26 protein-coding genes are annotated in these 26,316 nt (G+C 70.3%); 14 read left to right on the top strand and 12 right to left on the bottom strand.

Annotation, left to right across the window (positions count from 1 at the left end; all coding sequences use genetic code 11):
• The first annotated feature begins 2 nt into the window (after positions 1–2).
• Genes AB0O53_RS32295 through AB0O53_RS32285 form a run of 3 tightly spaced genes read left to right on the top strand, consistent with a single transcriptional unit; the run spans position 3 to position 2,373 of the window.
• A complete protein-coding gene (locus AB0O53_RS32295) occupies positions 3–1,343 on the top strand; it encodes a hypothetical protein (RefSeq protein WP_365200355.1) in 1,341 nt (446 codons plus the stop codon).
• A 14-nt stretch (positions 1,344–1,357) separates the two neighbouring features.
• Positions 1,358–1,855 carry a hypothetical protein gene (locus tag AB0O53_RS32290; protein WP_351001257.1) on the top strand — a complete coding sequence of 166 codons (498 nt, stop codon included), beginning with the start codon at positions 1,358–1,360 and terminating at the stop codon, positions 1,853–1,855.
• Between the two features lie 2 nt (positions 1,856–1,857).
• On the top strand, positions 1,858–2,373 hold the full coding sequence (locus AB0O53_RS32285; protein WP_351001259.1) for a hypothetical protein: 516 nt from the start codon (positions 1,858–1,860) through the stop codon (positions 2,371–2,373).
• A 58-nt stretch (positions 2,374–2,431) separates the two neighbouring features.
• Here AB0O53_RS32285 and AB0O53_RS32280 read toward each other — a convergent pair whose 3' ends face one another.
• Complete coding sequence (locus tag AB0O53_RS32280) at positions 2,432–3,217, bottom strand: CAP domain-containing protein (protein WP_365200350.1); 786 nt, start codon at positions 3,215–3,217, stop codon at positions 2,432–2,434.
• Between the two features lie 628 nt (positions 3,218–3,845).
• On the opposite strand from AB0O53_RS32280, the gene AB0O53_RS32275 reads away from it, so the two are divergent.
• Positions 3,846–4,415 carry a hypothetical protein gene (locus AB0O53_RS32275; RefSeq protein ID WP_351001264.1) on the top strand — a complete coding sequence of 190 codons (570 nt, stop codon included), beginning with the start codon at positions 3,846–3,848 and terminating at the stop codon, positions 4,413–4,415.
• Between the two features lie 147 nt (positions 4,416–4,562).
• On the opposite strand, the gene AB0O53_RS32265 is transcribed toward AB0O53_RS32275, so the two are convergent.
• Positions 4,563–5,414, bottom strand: a complete 852-nt coding sequence (locus AB0O53_RS32265; RefSeq protein ID WP_365200409.1) for a helix-turn-helix domain-containing protein — start codon at positions 5,412–5,414, stop codon at positions 4,563–4,565.
• Positions 5,411–6,220 (bottom strand): ATP-binding protein, encoded by an 810-nt coding sequence (locus tag AB0O53_RS32260; RefSeq protein ID WP_365200347.1) that lies wholly within the window; start codon positions 6,218–6,220, stop codon positions 5,411–5,413. The genes AB0O53_RS32265 and AB0O53_RS32260 overlap by 4 nt, the downstream gene beginning before the upstream one ends.
• A gap of 92 nt (positions 6,221–6,312) precedes the next feature.
• Between AB0O53_RS32260 and AB0O53_RS32255 the strand changes: the two genes are divergently transcribed.
• The 5 genes from AB0O53_RS32255 (at position 6,313) to AB0O53_RS32235 (ending at position 11,187) form a co-directional block, all read left to right on the top strand.
• Positions 6,313–7,164 (top strand): helix-turn-helix domain-containing protein, encoded by an 852-nt coding sequence (locus tag AB0O53_RS32255; RefSeq protein ID WP_365200344.1) that lies wholly within the window; start codon positions 6,313–6,315, stop codon positions 7,162–7,164.
• A complete protein-coding gene (locus AB0O53_RS32250; RefSeq protein ID WP_351001275.1) occupies positions 7,161–7,367 on the top strand; it encodes a DUF397 domain-containing protein in 207 nt (68 codons plus the stop codon). Before AB0O53_RS32255 ends, AB0O53_RS32250 begins: the two co-directional genes overlap by 4 nt.
• Positions 7,364–8,470: a hypothetical protein gene (locus AB0O53_RS32245; protein ID WP_365200341.1), complete on the top strand. Its 1,107-nt coding sequence runs from the start codon at positions 7,364–7,366 to the stop codon at positions 8,468–8,470. Before AB0O53_RS32250 ends, AB0O53_RS32245 begins: the two co-directional genes overlap by 4 nt.
• A complete protein-coding gene (locus tag AB0O53_RS32240) occupies positions 8,458–8,967 on the top strand; it encodes a GNAT family N-acetyltransferase (RefSeq protein WP_365200338.1) in 510 nt (169 codons plus the stop codon). Before AB0O53_RS32245 ends, AB0O53_RS32240 begins: the two co-directional genes overlap by 13 nt.
• A gap of 147 nt (positions 8,968–9,114) precedes the next feature.
• Positions 9,115–11,187, top strand: coding sequence for a phosphocholine-specific phospholipase C (locus AB0O53_RS32235; protein WP_365200335.1), 2,073 nt, complete (start codon positions 9,115–9,117; stop codon positions 11,185–11,187).
• A gap of 100 nt (positions 11,188–11,287) precedes the next feature.
• Here the strand turns inward: AB0O53_RS32235 and AB0O53_RS32230 are convergent, their stop codons facing one another.
• The 3 genes from AB0O53_RS32230 to AB0O53_RS32220 form a co-directional block, all read right to left on the bottom strand.
• Complete coding sequence (locus AB0O53_RS32230; RefSeq protein WP_351001286.1) at positions 11,288–12,178, bottom strand: phosphatase PAP2 family protein; 891 nt, start codon at positions 12,176–12,178, stop codon at positions 11,288–11,290.
• Positions 12,179–12,252: 74 nt separating this feature from the next.
• The gene (locus AB0O53_RS32225) at positions 12,253–13,293 is read right to left on the bottom strand and encodes a LacI family DNA-binding transcriptional regulator (RefSeq protein WP_351001288.1); all 1,041 of its coding nucleotides are present in this window, start codon (positions 13,291–13,293) and stop codon (positions 12,253–12,255) included.
• Between the two features lie 26 nt (positions 13,294–13,319).
• Positions 13,320–15,170 carry an alpha-amylase family glycosyl hydrolase gene (locus AB0O53_RS32220; RefSeq protein ID WP_365200330.1) on the bottom strand — a complete coding sequence of 617 codons (1,851 nt, stop codon included), beginning with the start codon at positions 15,168–15,170 and terminating at the stop codon, positions 13,320–13,322.
• Positions 15,171–15,392: 222 nt separating this feature from the next.
• On the opposite strand from AB0O53_RS32220, the gene AB0O53_RS32215 reads away from it, so the two are divergent.
• The 5 genes from AB0O53_RS32215 to AB0O53_RS32195 are packed head-to-tail and all read left to right on the top strand — an operon-like array spanning position 15,393 to position 21,303.
• Positions 15,393–16,664, top strand: a complete 1,272-nt coding sequence (locus AB0O53_RS32215; RefSeq protein ID WP_351001293.1) for an extracellular solute-binding protein — start codon at positions 15,393–15,395, stop codon at positions 16,662–16,664.
• Between the two features lie 7 nt (positions 16,665–16,671).
• The gene (locus AB0O53_RS32210) at positions 16,672–17,736 is read left to right on the top strand and encodes a carbohydrate ABC transporter permease (RefSeq protein ID WP_351001296.1); all 1,065 of its coding nucleotides are present in this window, start codon (positions 16,672–16,674) and stop codon (positions 17,734–17,736) included.
• A gap of 2 nt (positions 17,737–17,738) precedes the next feature.
• A complete protein-coding gene (locus AB0O53_RS32205) occupies positions 17,739–18,587 on the top strand; it encodes a sugar ABC transporter permease (RefSeq protein ID WP_351001299.1) in 849 nt (282 codons plus the stop codon).
• Between the two features lie 50 nt (positions 18,588–18,637).
• Positions 18,638–20,305, top strand: coding sequence for a glycoside hydrolase family 13 protein (locus AB0O53_RS32200; RefSeq protein ID WP_365200325.1), 1,668 nt, complete (start codon positions 18,638–18,640; stop codon positions 20,303–20,305).
• Complete coding sequence (locus tag AB0O53_RS32195; RefSeq protein ID WP_351001305.1) at positions 20,302–21,303, top strand: LacI family DNA-binding transcriptional regulator; 1,002 nt, start codon at positions 20,302–20,304, stop codon at positions 21,301–21,303. Before AB0O53_RS32200 ends, AB0O53_RS32195 begins: the two co-directional genes overlap by 4 nt.
• Positions 21,304–21,996: 693 nt before the next feature.
• Here the strand turns inward: AB0O53_RS32195 and AB0O53_RS32190 are convergent.
• From AB0O53_RS32190 to AB0O53_RS32165, 6 genes are all read right to left on the bottom strand, one after another.
• On the bottom strand, positions 21,997–22,602 hold the full coding sequence (locus tag AB0O53_RS32190; RefSeq protein WP_351001308.1) for a hypothetical protein: 606 nt from the start codon (positions 22,600–22,602) through the stop codon (positions 21,997–21,999).
• Positions 22,599–23,819, bottom strand: coding sequence for a DUF7224 domain-containing protein (locus AB0O53_RS32185; protein WP_365200321.1), 1,221 nt, complete (start codon positions 23,817–23,819; stop codon positions 22,599–22,601). Before AB0O53_RS32185 ends, AB0O53_RS32190 begins: the two co-directional genes overlap by 4 nt.
• A 46-nt stretch (positions 23,820–23,865) precedes the next feature.
• Positions 23,866–24,606, bottom strand: a complete 741-nt coding sequence (locus tag AB0O53_RS32180) for an ATP-binding cassette domain-containing protein (protein ID WP_351001314.1) — start codon at positions 24,604–24,606, stop codon at positions 23,866–23,868.
• Between the two features lie 111 nt (positions 24,607–24,717).
• Entirely contained in the window at positions 24,718–25,125 is a 408-nt protein-coding gene (locus tag AB0O53_RS32175; protein ID WP_351001317.1) for a hypothetical protein, read from the bottom strand.
• Positions 25,126–25,290: 165 nt separating this feature from the next.
• Positions 25,291–25,686, bottom strand: a complete 396-nt coding sequence (locus tag AB0O53_RS32170; protein ID WP_351001319.1) for a hypothetical protein — start codon at positions 25,684–25,686, stop codon at positions 25,291–25,293.
• Between the two features lie 109 nt (positions 25,687–25,795).
• Positions 25,796–26,197 carry a hypothetical protein gene (locus AB0O53_RS32165; RefSeq protein ID WP_351001322.1) on the bottom strand — a complete coding sequence of 134 codons (402 nt, stop codon included), beginning with the start codon at positions 26,195–26,197 and terminating at the stop codon, positions 25,796–25,798.
• Between the last annotated feature and the right edge of the window lie 119 nt (positions 26,198–26,316).

Here is a 26,316-nt window from a genome sequence, read left to right as displayed (position 1 = left end):
CGGTGCTGACCTACTACGAAATCCTGACCACGGATCTGGGCCTGCTGACGACGGCCGCTGCCAAGTGGGAGGCGATGGCGGGCGAGCTGCAGAAGATCGAGACCCACTACGGCGACACCGTCCAGAAGATCACCATGGGTGACACCTGGTCCGGCCTCAGCGTCCAGACCGCCCGGGTGAAGTTTACGGCGACCCGCTACGAGTACTCCGCCGCGCAGCGCCAGGCCAAGGCCGTCGCCAGCCTGCTACGGGGTGCGCACGAGCTGCTCACGGATCTCAGGAAGAAGCTGGAGAGTGCCCGCGACGACGCGATCGCCGCTGGCATGACCGTTTCGGAGCAGGGGCGTGTCGCATTCGACTACTCCAAGCTGACGCCCGCCGAACGCAGTGCCTATCACCACGACCCCGACGGCCAGGAGGCCGTTCGGACGGCGGTCGGCAAGTGGCAGAAGCACATCGACGACCGGGTGAAGGCCGCCGCCGACGCAGACCAACACGTCCACGACGCCCTCACAGCGGCCGTGGTCGACAGGAACAAGGATGCCCTCGGCAAGGGCAGCGGCGCGGACGGGACCCTCACCGGGTTCAACAACTACGCGGAGGGCGACCTCAAGAGGTTCGAGAAGTCCGAGGCCGCGCCTGCGAAGACCGGCGGACCCGAGGGAAGGGTGACGGTTACCGGGCCCGATCTGGGCTTCACCGTCAGCGGTGTCAAGTACGGCAAGGAGGGCTCGGTCAAGGCGTACGCCGATCTCTTCCATGTGACCGCGGAAGGATCGATGCCCAAGGGCGACTGGGCGCTGTCCGGGATCGCCGATGTCTATGGGGGTGCCAGAGCCACCGCGAACTACGGCGTCACCGGCGAGGGCGTCGTCGCCAAAGCCGAGGGATCCGTGGGACTACGGGCACTGGCCGAGGGACGTGCCGAGACCGGTCGTTTCGGTACATACGGGCGTTTCGAGGGCTTCGCGGGCGGCGAGGTGAGCGGCACTGCCCAGGCGACCAAGGAAGAGGTCACGCTGGGGGTGAAGGCGTTCGCCGGGGCGAAGGCCGGTGTTGCCGGGGGGCTGGAGTATGCGGGGATCGGCATCGGCGGAACTGCCGAGGGGTGGAACGGGCCCGGTGCCAAGGCATGGGCGGGTTGGAAGCACGACGAGACGACGGGCGTGTGGAGGCTCGACGCCGACGCGGGTGCTTCCCTCCCGAGGGGCGGCGCACTGGGGTTCGAGATCACCGTCGATCCTGCCAAGGTGAAGGAGGCCGTCGGGGCCGCGGCCGACTCGGTCGGCGAAGCGGTCGGCGACTTCAGAAACTGGTTGATCGACCTACGTCTGTCTCAGTGAAGGGAAGGTTGGAGATGCCCACAGTACTGCCGGTGCCGATCGAGTTCCGGCTGCCGGAGGGGTGGCTCCCGGCCCGTTCGGAGGGGGCCGGGGTGTCAGATGTGGCTTTCGCCGCGGTGCATTCCCGGCCGGGCGCCGGGTTCACCGCAAACATCACCATCGACGGCGGGTTCCCGAAGGACGGGGTGACTCTGGCCGAGATCGCCGATGCGTCGGTGGAGCGACTGCGTGAGTTCGCCGAGTCGGTGGAGCTGGTCCACCGCAGCGAGGTCGGTTCCGAGGACGCGCCCGCCCTGACCCAGCGGCTGGGTTTCTCGGCCGTGGCCGACGGCGCCCGCCATGAGCTCGTCCAGTCCCAGGTGTACCTGTCCCTCGTGGACACGGAGAACCCGCACAAGCGGGCGATGATCCGTCTGGCCCTGACTGCCACCACGGCCCAACACGGCGAAGTCCTGCACCAATTCCAAGACTTCGTACGCTCGGTACGCCCGGACAACGGTGTGGTGAGCTGACGATGGGACGTCTCTGGGACAAGTACACCGGCACCCGGTACCCCGACAGCGGTGTCGCGCCGCTGCCGACCATGGAGCTCCGGGAAGCACTTCTTGCGCTCAACGGCCAGGATGTGCCGTTCCGTATCCGGTATGCCTTCCCGAAGGAGAAGGCCGACCTGGTGGCGGAGTGGCGGGTGATGAAGCCGGCCTCGGGCTCCGGCCTCTCCCGCAAGCAAGTGGAGCTGAGGCTCAAGATCCGGATGCGCTTCATCCCGGGGGAGCGCGAGGTGCGCACGCTCGACGAGCAAGTGCAGGTGACGTGGGTCGGGGATCCGCCCAAGTTGGCCGTGTCGCGTGAGTCCGGGAGCGGCCCTGCGCCCAGGGTCGCCCGGGAGTGGACCTTCGAGAAGGGGCCCGACGGCCGGCGGCGCAAGGTCGAGACGTTCCGCTTTGACTCGCGGGACATGAAGAACCGCCTGCGCGACATGGTGCTCGGCGCGGGTTGGACCTGGCGCGGAGTGGTGTACCGGTTCTGACAGGCGGACGGCAGACCCTTCGTGGGTCTGCCGTCCGGTGTCGCGGCTCGGGGCGGGGTCAGCGGGCCGTGCCGAAGTCCTGGGTCCAGTAGGAGTTCGGCTGGGCGAGGCCGATGCCGATCTCCTTGAAGGAGCAGTTCAGGATGTTCTCGCGGTGGCCGGGGCTGTTCATCCAGCCCTCCATGACCTTCTCGGGCGTGCTGTAGCCGTAGGCCACGTTCTCGCCGTACGTGCTCCACGCGTAGCCGGCGCGGGTGATGCGCGCGCCCGGGTCGGAGCCGTCGGAGCCCGTGTGGGACATGTTGCTGTTCGCGGCCATGTCCGCGCTGTGGTCCTGCGCGGCCTTCGTGAGCTTCGCGTTCAGGGTGACGGCCTGGCATCCGGCGGCGGCGCGCTCCTGGTTGACCAGGGCGAGGACCGCGGCGACGGAGCCGGAGGCGGTCGGCGCGGTCGAGGTCTTCGGCGGCTGCGGCGCCTGCGGCTTCTTGGTGACCGGCGGCTTCGCGGGCTGCGGCTGTGCCTGCGGCGGCTGCGAGGGCTGCGGCGCCTCCGTCTGCGGGGGCTGGGCCTGCGTCGGCCGGGAGGTCTCCTCGACCGGCTGCGCGGGCGCGGTGGGGCTGCTCGGCGTCGTCGGGACGTCCGCCGGGACCATGAGGTCCGGGTTGCCCGAGGGCTGGTACTGCCAGGGGCGCTGCGCCTGGTGGCTCGCGGTACGGGTGCGGCCGGTGTCGTCGCCGCCCGTGTCGAAGCAGGCCATGGCGGCCGTGGGGACACCCACGATTCCGAGTGCGCTGACGCCGATGATTATCTTGCGGTACTGCTTCTTCTTCCGATGCTTCTGCATGCGTAACCTCATTCGGTGATCGCGAAGCTCCCGGCGCCGGAACTGCGGGACGCCGGAATGGTCGACATTCTTAGAAGCCCGCCATTGACCTGGCAAGTTTCCGTTTCGCGCTCACACGGGGGATTCGGCTCGCGGCTTGAAACGGGCCGTTGATCGTGCATGGTCACGATCTGGTCACTGGCACAACCATGTGATGTGCATTCAGGAACGCCCGTGACCAGGGAAGTAGGGGCCGGGTAAGGCGGTAGCCGAGATTCCGTTCCCGCAGGAGAGGGGAATGTCGAATCCAAAACGGACAAATGTCGAAATGTCGAGGGGGTGGCGCGCCCGGGAAGCCCTCCGGCGCCGAGGTTCCCGTCGTGACGCATGTCACGCAACCGGGCCGCGGATCGTGGCGTCGGGGCCCGCGCCACCTGCGAAGGGTGCGCCGAGAACCTGCCCGCATTCCCCGCGGCCCATTCGGAGGAATTGCCGAACCGGTAAATGATCAGAGTGAGGGGAGGGCGAGAGTGAGGAGGGGGCGTGATCGCCCGGGTAATTCCTTCGAGCGGTCCCGGCGTGTTCGCGGCTTCGTGCCTCCAGGTGGTTGCAGGTGCCGCGCCGGGCCGGCCGCGGTACGGGTAAATGCATGACGCAGAAGAAGGACAAGGCCGATGACGGGTCGAATGGCCGCCGGAGGCAGCCGAGTACGACGACCGCCGCGCTCGCGGGGGCACTGATCGGCGCCCTGGCCGGCCTCACCGGGAGCACGCTCGCCTACTTCGAGGCCAAGGACACTCGCCGGGAGGAGGCCCAGGACCGCCGCTCGGACATCCGCCGGGCGGCCTACGTGGACCTGGCCGGGGCCGCGAACACGTACGTCCAGCAGGCCACCCAGCTGCTGACCGTGAGCCTCGACCCGGCCAAGTCCGAGCAGGAGCGGAGGCGCCAGTTCGAGAACGGATACGCGCCGGCCAACACCGACCTCGCCCGCGCCGTCACGACGGCGCGCCTCGTGGCACCGCCCGAGGGGCGGAAGGACCTGGCGGCGATCGACACCCGGTCCGCGCGCGTGGGGCAGCTGGCGACGGACTGGTACGGCAAGGGCCCCGAAGGGGTCGATGTCGCGAAGGCCGACGCCGAGTTCGCCGAGGCGGTACGGGCGCAGCTGGCCGCGGTGCAGACGTTCATGGACCGGGCCGCCGACGAATCGCTCTAGGTCGTGTCACCGTCCGGCAGGCGGTGGCCTGGCCAGGTAGTAGCCCGTGCCGCACCCCACCTCCACCACCGTGGCCTGCTCGGACACGGGCGCGGTTGCCCGTCAGCAAGCGGGCGTACCCGTGACGGGCCATACCTACGGCGCGGCTCAGGCGGCGGCGGTCGCCGTTGCGGCCGTCGGTGTCGGTGTCGGTGGCGCGCAGCTGCGGCAGTGGCCGGGTGTGGGGGAGCGGAAGGCGCGTTCGCAGCCGTCGCACGTGCGGAGGGGGTGGAAGGTGCGGTCCGGGCCGCCCGCCGGGCGCGGCGCCCAGGGGTCGTCCGGTAGGCGGGGCGGCAGCAGTTCCCGCAGGCGGTGGGCGAGCAGTGCGGCGGGGGAGTGGATCGTCTGCGTCGGGAGCGAGCGCGTGAGGGCCGCGGTGACGGCGCTGGGGGCCAGCCCGCGGTCCAGCCATTCCGCCGCGGCGGGCGCCAGCCGTACGGTGTCCCGCTCGGACAGCGTCAGCCGAGGATCGCGCAGCCGCAGCCGGGCGAGGAGTTGCCGCGCCTCCGACTCGGCCTCTGGGGTGACGGGCTCAGGGGTGACGGGCTCGGGGGTGACGGTTTCGGGCGCGGGCGCGGGCGCGGGCGCGGGTTCCGGGTCGGGCCGGGGTTCAGGGTCCGGGTCCGGGTCAGGTTCGGGCTCCGGGTCCGGATCAGGTTCGGGGTCCGGCTGGGGGGTCGGCTTCGGCTCGGGTCGTCGGGGCGGATCCTGCCGTTCGCGGCGGCTGGCCTCGGCCATCGCGGGAGGGTTGTTGTACGAGATCGTGCAGGTCACGACGCGCCCCGTCGGCAGCCGCTCCTGGAAGCGGGCCAGGTAGCCGTACCGCTCCAGCTCGCGCAGGGCTGCCGCGATGCGGACCTCGCCCTCCGGGAAGCGTACGGCGAGGTCCTTGATGGTCACCTTGGAGCCGGTCGGGAGCGACTGGATGTGCGCGGCCAGGCCGATCGCCGCCAGGCTCAGCCGGCGGTGCTGGGCGAGATGGTTGCCGATCTTGACGTAGCCGCGACGGTGGTCGTGGTTGACGTGCCGGATACCCGACGGGACGCGCGACGGCGCGCTAAGCTGCTGGTCAGCCATGGGGAAGGGTGCTTACTTCCGATGTGGTCAGGCCCTCGCCCGGGATTGCCGTCCCGGCCGGGGGCCGATTGCGTTTTATGGGGTTGTCGGGAGTCAGAGTGCCCGGCGAATTGGCGTATGCGCCAGCCCGGTTGAGGTGATTCACCCGACCGAGTGAGAGGGGAGGGGGGAGGTGTGGAAGGTCGTTTCTCCCGGTGGTTAGTCTTTAAGCGTCGTGCGGGACCGGATATTGATCCACCGGGTCGTGGAAACCTCGATCTGGTGAAAATCGGACTCGCCAAATCCATTTCCGCCCACACGGTTTTCAGTGGCGTCGGTCCGAGATCCGTTCCCCACCGCGAGGCGAGCGCGGACACCAGCACCAGCCCCCGCCCCGACTCCGCCTCGGGGTCCGGCGCCCCGCAGGCTGCGGCCGGCTCGAACTCCCGGCGCGTGTCAGACACTTCGATACGGAGCGTAGGCCCCTGCGCGAGGTGCAGCACGAGCCGGAAGTCCCGCCCGCGCACCCGGCCGTGGGTCACGGCGTTCGCGGCGAGTTCGGCGACGACCTGTGCTGCGTCCTCGAACGGAAGCTTTCGCTCCGCGAGTTGGGCCACCGTGAGCGCGCGTGCGGCGCGGGCCCCGCGCGGGGTGGACGGGAGCGTGGCGACGAGTGAGGTTTCCTGATTCACGTGACTGAGCGTGGCCATCCGTGCGTACCCTGAACAGAGTTGAGGGCGCTGTGTACGACGGTTGTCCAGAGCGGTCCCGTGGTGTCCTCGCGGTCCAAGGGGAGGCGGATGTGAACACGACGGACGGTGCCGACGAATCGAGTTGGGAACTCGATCCGGAGGACGAATCCGGGGCGGTCATCGCCACGGTGGGGCGCCAGCTGAAGATGTGGCGTGAGGCGGCGGGTTTTGACCGAACCAAATTCGGTGAGCGGATGGGATACGGGGCGAACCTGATCTACAAGATCGAGCGAGGGGCCCGTATTCCGCGCCCGGAGTTCCTGGACAAGGCGGACGAGGTCCTCGGGGCGGGCGGGAAAATCGCCGCCATGAAGGCCGACATCGAAAGGGCCCGCTATCCCAAGAAGGTCCGGGATCTGGCCAAGTTGGAGTCCGAGGCGGTGGAGATCGGCGCGTACGCCAACATCGTCGCGCACGGGCTCCTGCAGACGGAGGAGTATGCCTGGGCCTTGTACGGGCTGCGGCGCCCCGCCTACGCGGAGGAGGCGATCGGGCGCCTCGTCGCCGCCCGCATGGACCGTCAGAAGGTTCTGCGCCAAACTGCGAGCCCGTTGCTGACCGTTGTGCAGGAAGAGGCGGTGCTTCGACGGCCGATCGGGGGCAGGATGGTGTTGCGCCGCCAACTGGAGCACCTGCTTGAGATGGGCAGGCTGCGGCACGTCGAGATCCAGGTGATGCCCACGGCCGTCGAGGAGCATGCCGGTCTGGCCGGGTCGCTCCAGCTGATGCGCCTCAGGGATGGAACGACGGTCGGACACAATGAAGTTCAGCTGGTCAGTCGCTTGATCACTGAACCCAAGGAGGTCCAGGTCCTGGACATGCGCTATGGCATGATCCGAGCACAGGCTCTGACGCCTCGCGAATCGCTGACGTTCATCGAAAAGGTACTGGGGGAGACATGAGCATCAAGCCGTCGGGCGAGGGCCTCTCCGCACTGACGTGGGTGAAGAGCAGCTACAGCACCAACGACGGGCCCGAGTGCGTCGAGGTCGCCCACACCCCCGGCACGGTCCTCGTCCGGGATTCCAAGCGGCCCGAGGGCGCACGCCTCGCCGTCACCCCCGACGCCTGGACCGGATTCGTGGCGCACGCCGCCCTCGTGTGAGCCGCCGGGACGCGGCCGTCGAGACCGTGCTCCGGAAGCGGTGGCCGGACCCGGCCTGCTGGGACGCCGTGGTCGACGCGGTGTGCTCCGAGGAGTCGAGCTACGACGCCGACCAGGCGCTGATCCAGGCCGGCACGGCCATCGCCCGGCACGCCGACCGGATCGCCGCGGACCTCCGCCGACAGCAGGGGTCCTTCGGGACTGCCGTCGGCCACGGCGTGACCGTGCGCGCCCTCGCTCTTGCGGGGGCGGGTGACCTGCGCGCCCTCCCGGCCCTGCACTCCCTCGCGACGCACGGCGGGCTTCCGTACAGCCGCCCCAAAGCCCGGATCATGGCCGCCCTGCCCCCGGCCGAGCTGGCCGCCGTCATGCGGACCACGCTGCGGCGCGACGGCGACCGCTACCACGGGAACACCACCGCCCTCGAAGTCCTCGCGCTCTGCGGTGCCGACGCCGCACTCGCCGTGGACGACGTGGCCGTGCGCCTGGACACGCAGTACGCCTACGACGCGATGCGCGTCCTCGGCCGGATCGGCCCGCCGGCCGCCGCCACGGCGGACCGGCTGGCCGCGTACGCCACCGGCCGGGGCAAGGGGGCCCGCGGCTCCCACCCGCGCCGCGCGGCCTGGGCGCACTGGAAGGTCACCGGCGATCCCGCCCTCGCCCTCGACGTGTGCGGGGCGGCCGTACGGTCCGGGACCGCCAGCCACGGCCTGCCCTTCCTCGCCGACCTCGGCCCGCCGGCCGCCGTACACGCAACGCCCGTGCGCCGCCTGATGGATTCGCCCGGAGCGTGGACCAGGACGTACGCCGCGCACGCGTACTGGCGGATCACCGGCGACCCGGAGCCGGCCGTGCCGGTGCTGCTGGCGCAGGTGGACCCGGCCTGGGACGGCAATCCGGCCCGACCGGTACGGGAGGCCGTCCGGATCCTCGGGGCGATCGGTGCCCCGGCCGTTTCGGCGGCGCCCCTGCTGCGCAGGATCCTCGCGCAGGAGGAACGGCTCGGCCGGCCCTGGGACGGCGTACGGATCCTCGCCGACCAGGCCTACGTCCGCACGCTCACCGAAGCGCTGGAAGGGATCGACGGGTGGGGGAAGTGAAGTTCGCGGTGCGTCGCGCGGGCCCGGGCGACGGGGACGTCCTCGGCGGGATCCACGCCGCCGCCTGGGAGGCGGCGTACGCGCCGTTCTTCGCGATGGAGTTCGCCGCGGACGGGATCGCGAGCAGGCGCACCCGCTGGCACGCACGGCTCGCGGCGCAGGACTCCACGATCCTGCTGGCCGAAGGGGACGGTCGGCCGATGGCCATGTCCGTCTACCGCCCGTCCTCGACCACACCCGGCCTCGCCGAGATCCTCTCCTTCTACAGCCACCCCGACAGCTGGGGAACGGGCGTCGCCGCGGCCCTGATGACCGGGACGCTGGAGCACCTGCGCGCCGACGGCGTCACCCGCACCCACCTGTGGACCCTGCGCGACACCCCGCAGTCCCGTCGCTTCTACATCAAGTGCGGTTTCGCGGAGACCGGCGCCGACCGCCCCTACGACTTCGGTGACGGCAACCCCCTCACCCAGGTCGAGTACGAACGGGGGTGCTGAGGGCGGCGCGCCGAACTCCGGTGGAATCCGCCCTTCGTTCGCCTGCCGTACCCGCCGACGTCACATCCGGCACCCTCTCCGGTCCTCCGGGCGCGCTGTTCTTGTGAGCGCTCCACCACCCGCGAACGAAGCAGAGGTCGTCACCCCATGGCAGAACTCAACCGCCGACGCTTTCTCCAGCTCACGGGCGGCGCGGCCGCCCTGACCGTGCTGGGCGAAAGCATCGCGCGCGCCGCCGCCATCCCCGCTCAGGGGACGACCGGCACCATCGCCGATGTCGAGCACATCGTGGTCCTGATGCAGGAGAACCGTTCCTTCGACCACTACTACGGTGCCCTGCGCGGCGTCCGCGGCTTCGGCGACCCGCGCCCCGTGACCCTGCCCAGCGGCAAGTCCGTCTGGCACCAGGCCGACAACGCGGGCAAGGAGACGCTGCCCTTCCGCCCGCCGTCCGACGACCTCGGCATGGAGTACCTCCAGGGCCTCAACCACGACTGGGCCGGCGGACAGAGCGCCTTCAACAAGGGCAAGTACAACAACTGGGTGCCCGCCAAGACGCCCGCCACCATGGCGTACCTGACGCGCGAGGACATCCCCTTCCACTACGCCCTCGCGGACGCGTTCACCATCTGCGACGCCTACCACTGCTCGTTCATCGGCTCGACCGACCCCAACCGCTACTACCTGTGGTCCGGCCACACCGGCAACGACGGCAAGGGCGGCGGACCGGTCCTCAACAACGCCGAGCTCGGCTACGACTGGACCACCTACCCCGAGCGCCTGGAGGCGGCCGGGATCTCCTGGAAGGTCTACCAGGACATCGGCGACGGCTTGGACGCCGCCGGCTCCTGGGGCTGGATCAACGACGCCTTCCGCGGGAACTACGGCGACAACTCGCTGCTCTACTTCAACAAGTACCGGAACGCCCAGCCCGGCAACCCGCTGTACGACAAGGCACGCACCGGCACGAACGCGAAGGCCGGCGAGGGCTACTTCGACCGGCTGCGCGCGGACGTCGCCGCCGGCACCCTGCCGCAGGTGTCCTGGATAGCCGCCCCGGAGGCGTTCAGCGAGCACTCGAACTGGCCCTCCAACTTCGGCGCCTGGTACATCGCGCAGGTCCTGGACGCGCTGACGTCCAACCCGGACGTGTGGGCCCGTACCGCCCTGTTCATCACCTACGACGAGAACGACGGCTTCTTCGACCACGTCGTCCCGCCGTACGCCCCGGCGGACGCGAACCAGGGGCTGTCGACCACGCCGACCGCCCTCGACGTCTTCCCCGGCAAGACCGGCTACGTCGCCGGACCGTACGGGCTGGGCCCGCGCGTCCCGATGCTCGTCGTCTCGCCCTGGAGCACCGGCGGCTACTCCTGCTCCGAGACCTTCGACCACACCTCCGTAGTCCGCTTCATGGAGAAGCGCTTCGGCGTGCAGGAGCCCAACATCTCGCCGTGGCGGCGGGCCGTCTGCGGCGACCTGACCTCGGCCTTCGACTTCGCCCGCAAGGACACCTCCACGGTGCCGCTGCCCGACACCGGCCGGTGGGAGCCGCAGGACCGCGAGCGGCACCCCGACTTCCGGGCGACCCCGCCGGCGGTGGGGGCGATGCCGCGCCAGGAGAAGGGGCAGTGCCGCACCCGCCCGCTGAAGTACGCCCCGTACGTCGACGGCGCGGCCCTCACCGCCGAGGGCAGGTTCCGGTTGACGTTCAGCGGCGGCGCGGACCTGGGCGCGCAGTTCTACGTCACCTCCGCCAACCGCACCGACGCCCCCTGGACGTACACGACCGAGGCCGGGAAGTCGATCGCGGACACCTGGAACACCCGCTACTCGGCCGGTGTCACCGACCTGACCGTGCACGGCCCCAACGGCTTCCTGCGCGGCTTCCGCAACCCCGGCACCACCCCCGGCCCCGAGGTCACCGCACGCCACAACGCCACCACGGGCAACCTGGACCTCACCCTCACCAATGCCGGGGCGTCGACGGCGACCCTCACGATCACCAACGCCTACGGCGGAGGCGCCAAGCGCCTCACGGTCGCCAAGGGCGCCACCGTCACCCACAGCGTCTCCCTGAAGAACACGCGGCGCTGGTACGACGTGACGGTGACCGCGTCCGAGACCGCGGACTTCGGCCGCCGCTTCGCCGGGAAGGTGGAGACCGGCGCGGCCGGCCTCTCGGACCCGGCGATCCTGACGGACCAGTCCTCCTCCTGACGCGCGGCACGCGAGCCACGCGAAAGCGCCCGTGCACCGGAGGAATCCGGTGCACGGGCGCTCGCGCGTACGGGGTCGGGCTGCCGCGGGGGCCGGCGCCCTAGCGGCGGGTGCGGACCCGGTTGAGGAGTTCCGACGCCGGGTGCGGGCCGGTGTGCTCGGGGTGGCGGGGCAGCCGGTGCGGCATCGCGCCGTACCAGGTGCGCGAGACGGCGTAGCCGAAGGCCAGGCAGATCATGCCGCCCACGGCGTCGAGCCAGAAGTGGTTGGCGGTGGCGACGATGACGACCAGGGTCGCCGTCGGGTAGAGCAGGCCCAGGATCCGGGCCCAGGGGGCCGAGGCGACCGCGAAGATCGTCAGCCCGCACCAGAGCGACCACCCTATGTGCATCGACGGCATCGCGGCGTACTGGTTCGACATGTGCTTGAGGTTCCCGGAGGCCATGGAGCCCCAGGTGTGGTGCACCAGCACGGTGTCGATGAAGTCCTGCCCGTTCATCAGCCGGGGCGGCGCGAGCGGGTAGAAGTAGTAGCCGACGAGGGCCACGCCGGTGGTCGCGAAGAGGACCAGGCGCGTGGCGGCGTACCGGCCCGGATGGAACCGGTAGATCCACACGAGCACGCCGATCGTCACGACGAAGTGCAGCGTGGCGTAGTAGTAGTTCATGCCCACGATCAGCCACGTCACGGAGTTGACGGCGTGGTTGACCGACTGCTCGACGGCGATGCCGAGGGTCTTCTCGACCCCCCAGATCCAGTCGGCGTTCGCGAGGGCGATCGACTTCTGCTCGGGCACGGCATTGCGGATCAGCGAGTAGGTCCAGTAGCTGACCGCGATCAGCAGGATCTCGAACCAGATCCGCGGCCGGCGCGGGACCCGCAGCCGGGGGAGCAGGGCGCGGTCGGAACCCGGGCGGGTCTCGGTCTCGACCACTACGGGTGAGGAGACGTCCGTCCGGGTTTCCAGTGTCTTCACGCTCGATTCACCCATGGGGAGAGAGTCTGCCAGATGAGCTCTCGCCTCCGATCATCCCTCGGGACGGTCTTCGGCGCAGCCGCTCCGTCTCAGGTACGACTCGGGGTGCGGCGCTGTCCGGGGCCCGAGGCCGTGGAGCCGCGCACGACCAGTTCCGGCAGGAAGACGAATTCGCTGTGGGGGGCCGGCGTACCGCCGATCTCCTCCAGCAGGGTCCGCACCGCTGCCTGTCCCATCGCCTGCACGGGCTGGCGGATCGTGGTCAGCGGCGGGTCGGTGAAGGCTATGAGCGGGGAGTCGTCGAAGCCGACGACCGAGACGTCCTGTGGCACCCGCAGGCCCTGCTGGCGGGCCGCCCGGATCGCACCGAGCGCCATCATGTCGCTCGCGCACACCACGGCCGTGCAGCCGCGCGAGATCAGCGCGGAGGCGGCGGCCTGGCCGCCCTCCAGGGAGTAGAGGGAGTGCTGGATCAGTTCCTCGACCTCGGCGTCGCCGAGCCCGAGCCGCTCCTTCATCCCGGCCCGGAAGCCCTCGATCTTGCGCAGGACCGGTACGAACCGCTTCGGTCCGACCGCGAGGCCGATGCGGGTGTGGCCGAGCGCGGTGAGGTGGGTGACGGCGAGCTGCATCGCGGCGCGGTCGTCGGGGGAGACGAAGGGGGCCTGCACCTTGTCGGAGAAGCCGTTGATCAGGACGTAGGGGACGCCCTGGCCGCGGAGTTGGTCATACCGGCCCATATCGGCCGTGGTGTCGGCGTGCAGGCCGGAGACGAAGATGATCCCGGAGACCCCGCGATCGACGAGCATCTCGGTCAGCTCGTCCTCGGTGGACCCGCCGGGGGTCTGCGTGGCGAGCACCGGCGTGTACCCCTGGCGGGTCAGCGCCTGGCCGATGACCTGGGCGAGCGCCGGGAAGATGGGGTTGTCCAGCTCGGGCGTGATCAGTCCGACGAGGCCCGCGCTGCGCTGGCGCAGCCGTACGGGGCGCTCGTAGCCGAGGACGTCCAGCGCGGCCAGCACGGATTCGCGGGTGCCCGCGGCCACACCGGGCTTGCCGTTGAGCACGCGGCTGACTGTGGCTTCGCTGACCCCCGCCTGGGCTGCGATGTCGGCTAGCCGTGCGGTCACGGGATTGGACTGTACCGGCCGCCACATCAAAATGCCCACCACGTGCACGAATCCGGGGGAAGACGGACGGTGCGGCCGTCGGTGTCCACGGGGGCGCTGGAGAGTACGGGGCGACCGGGCGCGGGGAGTTCGACGGGGTCGGGGCGGGTGTTGAGGGTGCAGGCGAAGCCGGGGCGGGTGAAGAGGAGGACTCCGTCGGGGGCCGGGAGCCAGCTCATCCCGCGGGGGTCGGGGGACGGGCCGGCCCCGGGCGCGCCCAGTCCGGGCATGGCCCGGCGCAGCTCCAGGGCGGCGCGGTAGAGCTCCAGCGTGGAGTGCGGGTCGCCGGTCTGGGCGGCGACGCTGAGGCCGGCCCACGCGGGGGGCTGCGGGAGCCAGCTGCCGGCCGGCCCGAACCCGTAGGGGGGCTCCGGGCCGTCCCAGGGGAGGGGGACGCGGCATCCGTCGCGCAACCCGTCCTGCCCCTCCGCCTCCGGCGCGGTCAGCGGATCGGGCGCCTGCCCGGCCCCGCCGTCGGCCTCCTGCCCGGCCCCGCCGTCGGCCTCCGGCCCGGCCCCGGCGTCGGCCTGCGGGCGGGCGGGGGGTTCGCCTTCGCGGGGCGCGATGATGCCGGGGGCCGCAGGCCCCGATTCCGGGGCGGGGGCACCCGCGGGTACGGGGATCTGCGGACGGCGCCCGCGGCGGAAGGCGGGGTCCTGGCGGGATTCCGGGGGGAGGTCGGTGACCTCCGGGAGGCCCAGCTCCTCGCCCTGGTAGAGGTAGGCGGAGCCGGGCAGGGCCAGCATCAGGAGGGCCGCCGCGCGGGCGCGGGCCAGGCCCTGCCGCCCGCCCCCGTACCGGGTGACGTGGCGGACCACGTCGTGGTTCGACAGGACCCAGGTGGTGGGGGCGCCGACCGCCGTGGTGGCGGACAGGGACTCGTCGATCACCGTCCGCATCGCCTCCGGATCCCACGGGCAGGTGAGGAACCGGAAGTTGAACGCCTGGTGGAGCTCGTCCGGGCGCACGTACAGGGCGAGCCGCTCCGACGAGGGGGCCCAGGCCTCCGCGACCCCGATGCGCCCGCCCTCGTAGGAGTCGAGGAGGCGCCGCCACGCGCGGTGGATCTCGTGCACCCCGTCCTGGTCGAAGAACGGCAGCGGCTCCGTGCCGATCAGCGTGGCCTGCGCGCCGCGCCCGATGTCCGGCAGGCCGTCCGCCTTGACCATGCCGTGGGCGACGTCGATGCGGAACCCGTCGACGCCCAGGTCGAGCCAGAAGCGGAGGATCGAGTCGAACTCCGCCGTGACCTCCGGATGGGTCCAGTCCAGGTCCGGCTGCTCGGGCGCGAAGAGGTGGAGGTACCACTCGCCGTCCGCGACCCGGGTCCAGGCCGGGCCGCCGAAGATCGACTCCCAGTCGTTCGGCGGGAGGCTCCCGTCCGCGCCCCGCCCGCGGCGGAAGAGGTAGCGCTCCCGGGCCCCCGGCTCCCCGGCGAGCGCCGCCCGGAACCACGGGTGCTGCTCGGAGGTGTGGTTCGGCACCACGTCCACGATGACCCGCAGCCCCAGCTCGTGGGCGGCGCGGACCAGCTCGTCGGCGTCGGCGAGGTCCCCGAAGAGCGGGTCGACGGCCCGGTAGTCGGCGACGTCGTAGCCGCCGTCCGCCTGCGGGGAGACGTAGAAGGGGGTGAGCCACACGGCGTCGACCCCGAGGCGGGCGAGGTGGGGGAGGCGGGAGCGGACGCCGCGCAGGTCGCCGATCCCGTCGCCGTCGCTGTCGGCGAAGGAGCGTACGTACACCTGGTAGATGACGGCATCGCGCCACCAGTCACCGCGTGCGGTCGTCGCGTTGCTGTAAGCGCTTGCAAGGCCGACGGCCGTCGACTCGTGGGTCATATCGGGGTCAACGCGGCTACATGCCCCCTGGTTGCGGGCCCGGGCAGTCGAAGAGCATTCGAACTAACAGCAAGCTGCGGCAACCGTACGGACACACGGATGTAACGATCGCCTCCGCTTGCAGAAAGTTTGCGCAAGGCCTTTCGGTCCTCTTTCAGTCTTGTTACGTTCCTGGCAACTCGGGACCGCGAGGGCGCGGCCGGGATCATCGAAGGAGTTCATATGCGGCGTGGCATAGCGGCCACCGCGCTGGTCGCGGCCCTGGCGCTCGCGGCGACGGCTTGCGGCGGTGACGACAAGGGCGACGGCGGGACCGACGCAGGCGGCGAGCTTTCCGGCACGGTCACGTGGTGGGACACCGCCAACGACGCCGAGAAGGCGAGCTTCCAGAAGATCGCCGAGGGCTTTACCGCGAAGCACCCGAAGGTGACCGTCAAGTACGTCAACGTCCCGTACGGCGACGCGCAGAACAAGGTCAAGAACGCCTTCAGCAGCGGTTCCGACGCCCCTGACGTGATCCGCGCCGACGTCGGCTGGGTCGCCGACTTCGCCTCCCTCGGCTACCTCGACGAGGTGCCGGCCGACATGGCGAAGAAGGTCGACAGCGAGTTCCTGCCGCAGGCCGCGGCCAGCGGCAAGTACGAGGGCAAGACCTACGCCGTGCCGCAGGTCATCGACACCCTCGGCCTCTTCTACAACAAGAAGATGCTCGCCGACGCCGGCGTCCAGCCCCCCAAGACCCTCGCCGAGGTCAAGACCGCCGCCGAGGCGATCAAGGCCAAGACCGGCAAGGCCGCCCTCTACCTGCGCGGCGACGACTCCTACTGGTTCCTCCCGCTGATCTACGGCGAGGGCGGCGACCTCGTCGACGCGAAGAACAAGACGGTCACCGTCGACAACGAGGCGGGCGTCAAGGCCTTCAAGACCGCCCGCGACCTGGTCGCCTCCGGTGCGGCGATCACCAACGCCACCGACGGCTACGCCAACATGCAGACGGCCTTCAAGACCGGCGAGGCCGCCATGATGATCAACGGTCCGTGGGCCGTCGCCGACACCTACGCCGGCGACCAGTTCAAGGACAAGGCCAACCTCGGCATCGCCGCCGTCCCGGCCGGCTCCGCCAAGGCCGGCTCCCCGCAGGGCGGCCACGACCTCGGCGTCTACGCCGGCTCGAAGAACCGTGCCGCCGCGCACGCCTTCGTCGAGTACATGACCTCGCAGGAGGTCCAGGTCCAGTCCGCCAAGGAGCTGAGCCTGCTGCCGACCCGTACCGCCGCCTACGAGCAGCCGGACGTCAAGAGCAGCGAGATGGTCCAGTTCTTCAAGCCGGCCGTGGACAAGGCCGTCGAGCGCGCCTGGATCCCGGAGAACGGCTCCCTCTTCGAGCCGCTGAAGGTCGAATACACCAAGGCGATCACCGGGGCGTCGAGCCCGGAGGACGCGGCCAAGGCGGCCGGCATCGAGTTCCGCAAGATCCTCAAGGGCTGGAAGTAACGAAACGATGGCTGCTGACACCAGCCAGTCTGTGGTGAAGGCCGCGGACGACGGAGTCGGGAACGACTCCGCCGTCCGCGGCCGGAGCCGCTGGACTGACGGCGGGAACACAGGGAACACCCGGAGCCCCCGGAGCACCCGGAACGCAGGTGGCCTGAGGCGCGCCCTCGCCACCCACTGGTACGCCTGGGCCATGGTCGCCCCGGTGGTGCTCGTCCTCGGCGTGATCATCGGCTGGCCGCTGGTGCGCGGCATCTACCTGTCGCTGACCGACGCCAACGAGCGCAACGTCGCCCGCGACATCGGCGCCCGCCACATCGACGCCACGTACGAGTTCATCGGACTCGACAACTACACGGCGGTGCTCGGCGACCCGGTGTTCCTGCAGCGGCTGGTGTGGACGGTGATCTGGACCGTCGCGTGCGTGTCCATCACGTTCGTGCTCGGACTGACCCTCGCCAACATGCTGAACCGGCAGTTCAAGGGCCGCGCCGCCTACCGGATGGCGCTCATCCTGCCCTGGGCCGTCCCCGGCTTCGTCTCCGTCTTCGCCTGGCGGTTCCTCTTCAACCGCGACAACGGCATCCTCAACAAGGTCCTCGACGGCGGCGGCATCGCCGCCGTGCCGTGGCTCGACGACCCGACCTGGGCCAAGTTCTCGGTCATCGCCGTCAACGTCTGGCTGGGCATCCCCTTCATGATGGTCGCCCTCCTCGGCGGCCTGCAGTCCATCCCCGGCGAGCTCTACGAAGCCGCCGAGATGGACGGAGCCACCGCCTGGCAGCGCTTCCGCCACATCACCCTGCCCGGGCTGCGCACGGTCAGCATGACGGTGATCCTGCTCTCCACCATCTGGACCTTCAACATGTTCCCGGTGATCTTCCTGCTCACGCGGGGCGGACCGGGAGACTCCACCGAGATCCTGGTGACCCAGGCCTTCCGGGAGGCCTTCATCACGAGCCCGCGCGACTTCGCCGTCTCCGCGACGTGGGGCGTGCTCATCCTCCTGCTGCTCATGATCTTCGCGCTGGTCTACCGGCGCTCGCTGCGCAAGCAGGGAGAGGTGTGGTGACCATGACCACGACCCGCACGCGGACCCGGGGCAGCCGCTCCCCGTTCGCCTCCTTCGGCCTCCACGCCACCCTGCTCGTGGCCTCGGTCGTCGCCGTCTTCCCGGTCCTGTGGATCCTGCTGACCTCGCTCAAGCCCGCGCAGCACGCGATCACCACGGACTTCGTCAAGGAACCGACGCTCAGCAACTACACGTACCTGCTGGAGTCGAGCCACTTCCTCGACTGGTTCCTCAACTCCGTCCTGGTCGCCGGCGTCACCACCGTCCTCGGTGTCTTCATCGCCGCCACCACCGGGTACGCGGTCAGCCGGTTCAAGTTCCCCGGCATGAAGCCGCTCATGTGGACCCTGCTCATCACGCAGATGTTCCCCATGGCCATCCTGATCGTCCCGCTCTACAACCTGATGGGACAGCTCGGGCTGCTCAACCAGCCCGTCGGCCTGATCATCACCTACCTCACCATCGCCGTGCCGTTCTGCGCATGGATGATGAAGGGCTTCTTCGACACCATCCCGGTCGAGATCGACGAATCCGGCCGCGTCGACGGACTCAACCCCTTCGGCACGTTCTGGCGGCTGATCCTCCCGCTCGCCAAGCCCGGCCTCGCCGTCACCGGCTTCTACGCCTTCATCACCGCCTGGGGCGAGGTCGCGTACGCCTCCGCCTTCATGGTCGGCGACGAGAACCTCACCCTGGCCGGCGGCCTGCAGACCTTCGTCACCCAGTACACCTCCAACTGGGGTGCGATGAGCGCCGCCTCGGTCCTCATCGCCATCCCCGCGGCGATCTTCTTCGTATTCGCCCAGCGTCACCTCGTCGCCGGGATGACGGCAGGCGCCACCAAGGGCTGACCACCCGAGCCTGCCCGTTCCCCTCCCGGCCCGATCTCTCCAAGGACGACATGACCCAGCACCTCGCCGACGCACTTCCCACCACCACCGGCACCACGCCCGGCTGGTGGAGAGACGCGGTGATCTACCAGGTCTATCCGCGCAGCTTCGCCGACTCCAACGGAGACGGCATGGGGGACCTCGAAGGCATCCGCAGCCGCCTGCCCTACCTCAAGGAGCTGGGCGTCGACGCCGTCTGGCTCAGCCCCTTCTACGCCTCCCCGCAGGCCGACGCCGGCTACGACGTCGCCGACTACCGGGCCATCGACCCCATGTTCGGCACCCTGCACGACGCCGACGCCGTGATCCGCGAAGCCCACGGCCTGGGCCTGCGCATCATCGTCGACCTCGTCCCGAACCACTGCTCCGACCAGCACGAATGGTTCAAGCAGGCGCTGCGCGAAGGCCCCGGCTCCAGGCTGCGGGAGCGCTTCCACTTCCGCCCCGGCAAGGGCGAGGACGGCGAACTGCCGCCCAACGACTGGGAGTCGATCTTCGGCGGACCGGCGTGGACCCGGGTCGCGGACGGCGAGTGGTACCTGCACCTCTTCGCGCCCGAGCAGCCCGACTTCAACTGGGACCACCCGGCCGTCCAGGACGAGTTCCGCTCCATCCTGCGCTTCTGGCTCGACCTCGGCGCCGACGGCTTCCGCGTCGACGTCGCCCACGGCCTGGTCAAGGCCCCCGGCCTGCCCGACCTCGGCGCCCGGGACCAGCTCAAGCTGCTCGGCAACGACGTCATGCCCTTCTTCGACCAGGACGGCGTCCACGAGATATACCGCTCCTGGCGCCGCATCCTCGACGAGTACGAGGGCGACCGCGTCCTCGTCGCCGAGGCCTGGACCCCCACCGTCGAGCGCACCGCCCGCTACGTCCGCCCCGACGAGATGCAGCAGGCCTTCAACTTCCAGTACCTGACCAGCGACTGGGAGGCGGCCGCGCTCCGCGAGGTCATCGACGGCTCGCTCGCCGCGATGCGCCCCGTCGGCGCCCCCACCACCTGGGTGCTGTCCAACCACGACGTCACCCGGCACGCCACCCGCTTCGCCAACCCGGCCGGCCTCGGCACCCAGCTGCGCGAGCCCGGGGACCGCGAGCTCGGCCTGCGCCGCGCCCGCGCGGCCAGCCTGCTGATGCTGGCGCTGCCCGGTTCGGCGTACGTCTACCAGGGCGAGGAGCTCGGCCTGCCCGACGTCACCGACCTGCCCGACGAGGTCCGCCAGGACCCGTCCTTCTTCCGCGCGGCCGGACAGGACGGCTTCCGCGACGGCTGCCGCGTCCCCATCCCGTGGTCCGGCACCGAGGCCCCGTACGGCTTCGGCACCGGCGGCAGCTGGCTCCCGCAGCCCGACTCCTGGGCGGAGCTGAGCGTGGAGGCGCAGACCGGCGACCCGTCCTCCACCCTGGAGCTCTACCGGACCGCCCTGCGGCTGCGCCGCGAGCACCCGGACCTGGGCGCGGGCGAGGCCGTGGACTGGCAGGAGGCCCCGGAGGGCGTACTGGTCTTCCGGCGCGGGGACTTCCTGTGCGCGGCCAACACCACCGGTGAGGCCGTACGGATCCCCGTCACGGGCGAGGTGCTGCTGTCGAGCGGTCCCGGCGCGGTGGCCGAGGGCACGGTCGAGGACGGCGTGCTGCCGGCCGACACCACGGTGTGGTGGCAGGTGACGGCGGGGTGACCTCCCCCCTCCGGCTGACGGACATCGCCGCGCAGGCCCAGGTCAGCGAGGCGACGGTCAGCCGTGTGCTCAACGGCAAGGCGGGCGTCGCGGCCGGCACCCGGCACAAGGTGCTGGCCGCGATGGACCTGCTCGGCTACGAGCGGCCCGTGCGGCTCAAGCGGCGCAGCAACGGACTCGTCGGCCTGCTGATCCCGGAGCTCACCAACCCGATCTTCCCGGCGTTCGCGCAGGTCATCGAACAGGCCCTGGCCGGGCACGGGTACACGCCGGTGCTGTGCACGCAGACGCCCGGCGGGGCCACCGAGGACGAGCTGGTCGAGCAGCTGGAGGAGCGCGGGGTCACCGGCATCGTCTTCCTGTCCGGACTGCACGCCGACTCCCACGCCGACCCGGCCCGCTACCAGCGACTCGCCTCGCGCGGGCTGCCGTTCGTGATGATCAACGGCTTCAACGAGCACGTGAACGCCCCCTTCATCTCCCCGGACGACCGGGCGGCCGCCGAGATGGCCGTACGGCACCTGCAGGACCTCGGGCACGAACGCATCGGGCTGGCCATCGGGCCGACCCGGTACGTGCCCTCGGCCCGCAAGGAGCAGGGCTTCCGGGCCGTCGTGCCCGACGCGGAGGCCGAGGGGCGGATCCAGCGCACCCTCTTCACGGTCGAGGGCGGCCACGCCGCGGGCGGCGCCCTCCTCGACCGCGGCTGCACGGGCATCGTGTGCGGCAGCGACCCGATGGCCCTCGGCGTCATAAGGGCCGTGCGCGAGCGGGGCCTGCGGGTGCCGCAGGACGTGTCGGTGGTCGGCTTCGACGACTCGCCGCTGATCGCCTTCACGGACCCGCCGCTCACGACCGTCCGCCAGCCGGTACGCGCGATGGCGACGGCTGCGGTGGGAGCCCTCCTGGAGGCGGTGTCGGGAACCCCGGTCCAGCGCACGGAGTACGTCTTCCAGCCGGAGCTGGTGGTGCGGGGGTCTACGGGGCAGGTGCCGTAGGGGGGTTCCAGCCCCCTCGGCCCCCCACCCCGGGCCCGTGGTTGCCCACCCGCCTCAGAGCCACGACCCACCGGGCGGGGGCCGGAAGGTGCGGCGGCGGTGTGGGGGAGCGGGATGCACTCGGGCGGTATCTGAGTTGTTCTGGGGGGTTTTCCGTCCGTCTGATGGTTTTCCGGGTCGTGCCGGTCCCTCAAGGGCGCTCCTGCGTCGCGTCGCGTTGCGATGGCCTGCGGCCACCCTTGACCGCCCGTCCCGCCCCGGAACTGCAAGGACCGGCGGAAAACCCCAAAAGAACGAGCCGGGCGACGAGAGACCATCGGGGAAATCAGCGATGCGCGGGCGGAGCCCGGCACGCCCCAAATCGCTACGCGCTCCTGCCCGGCGGCGTCTGCGAGCCTCGTGGGTTGGACATAGGCCGCCATCGATCGCTACGCGCTTCTCGATCACGCGTCCCCAGACCGCCTGGGGTTGCTCAAAGGCCGCAGAGGCCCCAATGGTCGCTGTTTGGGCGAGCGGTTGGGACGGCATCCTGCTCTTGTCCGGGGTTGGCATCGGCTGGGCCGATGGCTCGCCCTCTGGGGGCCGGCAACACTCGCCGAAGAGCGACGGAGTAGCCACTGGCCTGTGGGTACTTTCCGCCCGCCCGTCGACCCCGCCTGGTATTCGATGGGGCGGGGTATCGGTGCGGAGCGGTCAGCCGCGTCGGAACCGAACCGGACCTGTTGCGGGTGGTTTCGCGAAGCTGAGGGCACACCCTGCGGCCAGGAGGGCGACACCGGCAGCGAGCGCCGGGCCCGAGTTCGGGCGGTGCAAGATGAGGGCCCATGGTTCGGCGCCGCCGCCGGCGCGCCATCCGGCGGCGGCGCAGACGAGTGGAAACACCGCGGTGAGGGGTGCTGTGATGCGGTGGCCGACGATCGGGTTGAGCAGCAGGGCGATGCCCAGGTAGACGGCGGTGTTGCGGCCGACCGCGACCGCGATGCCGGTGACGCCCAGGACGTGCGCGAGGCCGGCGATGGTGAGGGCTGCTGTGGCGAGTCCGATGGCGAGGGCGGTGTCCCAGCGGTGGACGGGGCGTACGGCGGTGATCTCGGTCGATGTGGCGGCGCGGCCGGTTCCGTTGATCCACAGCACCGCGGGGAGGACCGTGATCAGGTCGGCCAGGAGGAACTTTCCTGCCTGGCCGGCCAGAACGGGTATGGGGAGCTCGACGTTGCCGATGACGAGGCTGGCAAGGGCTGTCAGCAGGGTGCTGACGGTCAGTACCGCCGCGGCGCGTGAGCGGAGCCACCAGATCACCGGTCTGCCCCCGTCGGGTCGAGACGTGGCGGCTGGTCGCAGGTGGTCAGGGCCTGGCGGTTGGCTTCGTACCAGGCCAGCTGCGCGTCGCGAGGCTGTTGCAGCACCTTCTGGGCGAGGGCGGCCTCATCGGGCCTGAACCGGCCCGGCTGGGGCGGGGACTGGGTCGCGACGGCCGTGATCCAGGCCACCAGGGGTCCACGGGCGGGGTAGGCGGCGAACTTGCCCGTGGTGCGGGCACACTCCGGAAGCGGGGGCAGGACGGCGTTCGCCATGTTGGCTGCGAGGTCTTCAAGGCGTGGGACCTCGTTGATGCCGAGGGTGGTCTCCCCGGGTTTGGGGCTGCGGTTCTGAGTGAGGGTGGCAGGGACGGGCAATCCGGCCTCGATCATGCGGGCTGCGTAAATACGGGTCTGCTGTACGACCTTGTTGTGATCGGCGGTCTCGGGCCAGAGGCAGATCTGCGGTCGTTCCCGTGTGTCGCACACCAGATCGGAGGCGTCTCGGACGACGACCGGGTCGTAGCCGAGAGGCTTGGCCACCGGTATGGCGATGGCAACGGCGCCGGCAACCAGGGCCAGCGCGAGCGCGGCCGTGCCCCACGTTGCGCGGTGGATGACGGCCAGGGCCGCGGCACACACCGCCGCTGCGAAGAGCACTGCCACACCGACGGCCCGCGGGCTGATGACGGTCCCGACTGAGCAGCAGCTTCCGAAGCCGCCGGCGACGAGCTGGCGAGGCCACGAGGTTTCCCAGGAGGCGGGGAAGGCCATGAGGAAGAAGCCGGCGACGAGGCCGAGGGGGGCAGCGGCCAGGCCGGGCAGGTAGGAGCCCAGAAGGTATCCGGCGAGGGTGTTGGCTGCCAGCAGCAGCCCCTGTGCGCCGAGCATGCCCAGATGCGAAGGGGACGGGGCCGCGCCGACGGCGGTGGAGGAGATGGCCAGTGCCACTGCCATGCCGCCGACGCCCATGAGCCAGACCGGAACGAGGACAGGTAGGGCAACGCCCAGCCGACTGCGTACAGGGGCCTGGTCGAAGATCCGGCCGCGCTTGAGACGGGCGGCTTCCCACGCGGCACTCCCCGCGCATGCCGCGGCCGCGAACGGCAGCGCCATGGACGCCTTGCCCAAGGCCGAGGGGCCGTAGCCGCGGGTCACGAAACTGGTCAGCGTGTCGTTGAGCAGGAAGGCCACGAACGCGGCGAGCAGGAAGAACATGACCGTCGCGGAGGACGATCGTACGAGAGTGCGGGTCAACATCGCTTTAGATCTCCTGCCCGACAAGCAGCGCGTAGGCGGCCTCCGCCCGTTCGCGGCTCCCCCCGGAAGCGGGGGCGAGGGCATGGAAGTCTGCCGGGCTTCCCTGGAAGCGGACCTCACCCTGGTCCAGGACGACGACCTGGTGGTAAAGGTCGGCGAGGTCCTCGGTCTGGTGGGTGGAGACCAGGACCTGCACCCTCTGGGAGAGCTCTGCCACCAGCCGGCGGAACATCTGGCGCTGCTGCGGGTCGAGTCCGGCGGTCGGCTCATCCATGAGGATCAGCTCGCTCCGATGGGTCAGAGCTCCGGCAATGCCCATGCGCCTGAGCTGCCCGCCGCTGACCTGATGGCTCTTGCGGTCCGCCAGCTTGCCCAGCCCGACCCGCTCGACCGCCCCGGCCGAGGCCTCCCAGGCCGCGCCGCGGCTCAGCCCCTTCAGCCAGCCCGCGTAGGCGACCTGCTCGCGCACGGTAAGGCCGGGAACCGGTGTGATGTGCTGGGGTATCCACGCGATGCGCTTGCGGTAGGCGGCCCGCCTGCGGCGATCGGGGCGCGCCCCGTTGAAGCTCACGCTCCCATCCGCCGGAGTCAGCTGCGAGGCCGCTATGGCCATCAGGGTCGACTTGCCGGCTCCGTTCGGGCCGAGGAGCACCGTTGCGGGGGCGTCGACCGTCAGGGCCAACCCGGTGAACACCGAGGCCTGCCTCCCGTACCGGAAGGCGATGTCATCGAATACCAAAGCCATGTTCACAGCGCGCAATCCGCCGCCCTGGGGGCGGCAAGTAGTGGGACTATGGTGAGCGCGGGTGTCCCGGCGCTGAGATCGCCGGGACACCCGTCGTGCCGGAGCCTGCTGCTACCAGCCGATCTTCACGTAGTCGACCCACAGGTAGCCACCGTTGAGGAGGCTGTCCAGCCGGAAGTAGTAGACGCCGGCATCGTCGGGGTCCTTCCAGTCGACCCACCCGCAGTAGTTAACCCGGTAGCCCTTGTTGATGTCGGGGCGGAAGTCCTGGTGCTTCCAGAGCTGGAGCCCCGATCTGTTGTAGCCCATGCTCGAGTCGGTGCTGCAGCCCTGGAAGTACACGCCGGTCCAGGCGCCGTCGTGGTTGTTGTCCGTCCACCGGCTGGACTCCTTGCCCGGAGCCCACTGGGTGATGTATGTCTCCCGCGAGCCTTCAGCCTGCGCGGGGCTGGCCCCGACCAGGCCGACCAGAGCGACACCGGCCATGAGGCCAGCGAGCTTCTGACGATTGATCTCCATGCTTGTCCCTTCGAATCGAGCACCCTCGGATCGATCAGAGTGCAGAGGCGAATCGGGCGTACGGCGGCTTGCCCATACCGGTACCGCTGCAGGAACGGGAACAAAGCCGATGTGCCGAGCTCACGGAAGGCGGAAGCGGAAGCCGCGGGCCTCCCGGCAGGGGTGCTACCAGCCGATCCTTACCTGGTTCACCCACAGCGCCTCTCCGTTGGCGAGGCTCTTCAGTGCGAAGTAGTACTGCCCGGCGTCGTCAGGGTCCTTCCAGTCGACCCAACCGCAGTAGTTGGTACGCGAACCCTTGGAAATGTCAGGGCTCCAGGAGACGTCCTTGTAGAGGTGCAAACCCGCGTACGAGAAGTCGGCGTCCGTGGAGCAGCCCTCGAAGTAGACACCCGTCCAGGCGCTGTCCGAGTTGCGGTCGTTCCAACGGCTCGACTCCTTGTGCAGGACCCAGCCGCTGATGTACGAGGTGCGCTCTGACTCAGCGTGCGCCGGCAGGGCGCCGGCAACACTGATCAGGAGCGTGCCGGCCAGCAGGCTGGCAAAGCGATGGCGTAACACTGCGTTGCTCTCCTTCCATGACGAACGAGCCACGCGTCCCGGACTGCCAGTGCCCGCGTCAGAGGGCGCCAGAGGTGGGTCGCACAGCTACGAAGATCCGATTCCAGGGCTAGAAGCCGACCGTCACCTTGTTGACCCACAGGCGGCTTCCGCTGCTGAGGCTCTCCAGCACGAAGTAGTACTCGCCGGCGTCATCAGGGTCTTTCCAGTCGACCCACCCGCAGTAATTGGTGCGAGACCCCTTACTCGGGTCCGGCTGCCAATCCACGGCCTTGCGGAGCATGAGCCCCGCCTGGTTGAAGGCGCCATTGGTCGAGCAGCCCTCGAAATAGACACCGGTCCAGGCGCCGTCGGCGTTACTGTCCGTCCAGTGGCGCGACTCGTTGCTCACGTACCAGTTGGAAATGTAGGTGTTGAAGGACCCCTCTGCGTGCGCCGGCGTCACGGCGGTAACGCACAGCAGTGTCACGCCAGCCATGACGCTGGCAGCGCGTTGAGAATTGACCGTCACTGATCCCTCCCGCGTCCGATACCCCAGGGGCAGAGGGCAGCGATGCACCAATCCCCCGAGGTGTGCACGAAATCGAACATATGCCGGAAGATCTCGTTCCATCGGGCACGGACGGCATA

This window comes from Streptomyces erythrochromogenes (assembly GCF_040684695.1).
Classification (GTDB): domain Bacteria; phylum Actinomycetota; class Actinomycetes; order Streptomycetales; family Streptomycetaceae; genus Streptomyces; species Streptomyces erythrochromogenes_C.
Note: the sequence above shows the minus strand (reverse complement) of the source record. Positions and strands in the feature narration are given on the sequence as shown.

What these genes read in the sequence shown, in the direction of transcription:
- AB0O53_RS32175 (WP_351001317.1), bottom strand. Translation starts at nt 25,125, where the DNA reads ATGGAGATCAATCGTCAGAAGCTCGCTGGCCTCATGGCCGGTGTCGCT.
- AB0O53_RS32215 (WP_351001293.1), top strand. Translation starts at nt 15,393, where the DNA reads ATGCGGCGTGGCATAGCGGCCACCGCGCTGGTCGCGGCCCTGGCGCTC.
- AB0O53_RS32185 (WP_365200321.1), bottom strand. Translation starts at nt 23,819, where the DNA reads ATGTTCTTCCTGCTCGCCGCGTTCGTGGCCTTCCTGCTCAACGACACG.
- AB0O53_RS32290 (WP_351001257.1), top strand. Translation starts at nt 1,358, where the DNA reads ATGCCCACAGTACTGCCGGTGCCGATCGAGTTCCGGCTGCCGGAGGGG.
- AB0O53_RS32210 (WP_351001296.1), top strand. Translation starts at nt 16,672, where the DNA reads ATGGCTGCTGACACCAGCCAGTCTGTGGTGAAGGCCGCGGACGACGGA.
- AB0O53_RS32235 (WP_365200335.1), top strand. Translation starts at nt 9,115, where the DNA reads ATGGCAGAACTCAACCGCCGACGCTTTCTCCAGCTCACGGGCGGCGCG.
- AB0O53_RS32275 (WP_351001264.1), top strand. Translation starts at nt 3,846, where the DNA reads ATGACGCAGAAGAAGGACAAGGCCGATGACGGGTCGAATGGCCGCCGG.
- AB0O53_RS32285 (WP_351001259.1), top strand. Translation starts at nt 1,858, where the DNA reads ATGGGACGTCTCTGGGACAAGTACACCGGCACCCGGTACCCCGACAGC.
- AB0O53_RS32250 (WP_351001275.1), top strand. Translation starts at nt 7,161, where the DNA reads ATGAGCATCAAGCCGTCGGGCGAGGGCCTCTCCGCACTGACGTGGGTG.
- AB0O53_RS32260 (WP_365200347.1), bottom strand. Translation starts at nt 6,220, where the DNA reads ATGGCCACGCTCAGTCACGTGAATCAGGAAACCTCACTCGTCGCCACG.
- AB0O53_RS32200 (WP_365200325.1), top strand. Translation starts at nt 18,638, where the DNA reads ATGACCCAGCACCTCGCCGACGCACTTCCCACCACCACCGGCACCACG.
- AB0O53_RS32220 (WP_365200330.1), bottom strand. Translation starts at nt 15,170, where the DNA reads ATGACCCACGAGTCGACGGCCGTCGGCCTTGCAAGCGCTTACAGCAAC.
- AB0O53_RS32205 (WP_351001299.1), top strand. Translation starts at nt 17,739, where the DNA reads ATGACCACGACCCGCACGCGGACCCGGGGCAGCCGCTCCCCGTTCGCC.
- AB0O53_RS32280 (WP_365200350.1), bottom strand. Translation starts at nt 3,217, where the DNA reads ATGCAGAAGCATCGGAAGAAGAAGCAGTACCGCAAGATAATCATCGGC.
- AB0O53_RS32180 (WP_351001314.1), bottom strand. Translation starts at nt 24,606, where the DNA reads ATGGCTTTGGTATTCGATGACATCGCCTTCCGGTACGGGAGGCAGGCC.
- AB0O53_RS32230 (WP_351001286.1), bottom strand. Translation starts at nt 12,178, where the DNA reads ATGGGTGAATCGAGCGTGAAGACACTGGAAACCCGGACGGACGTCTCC.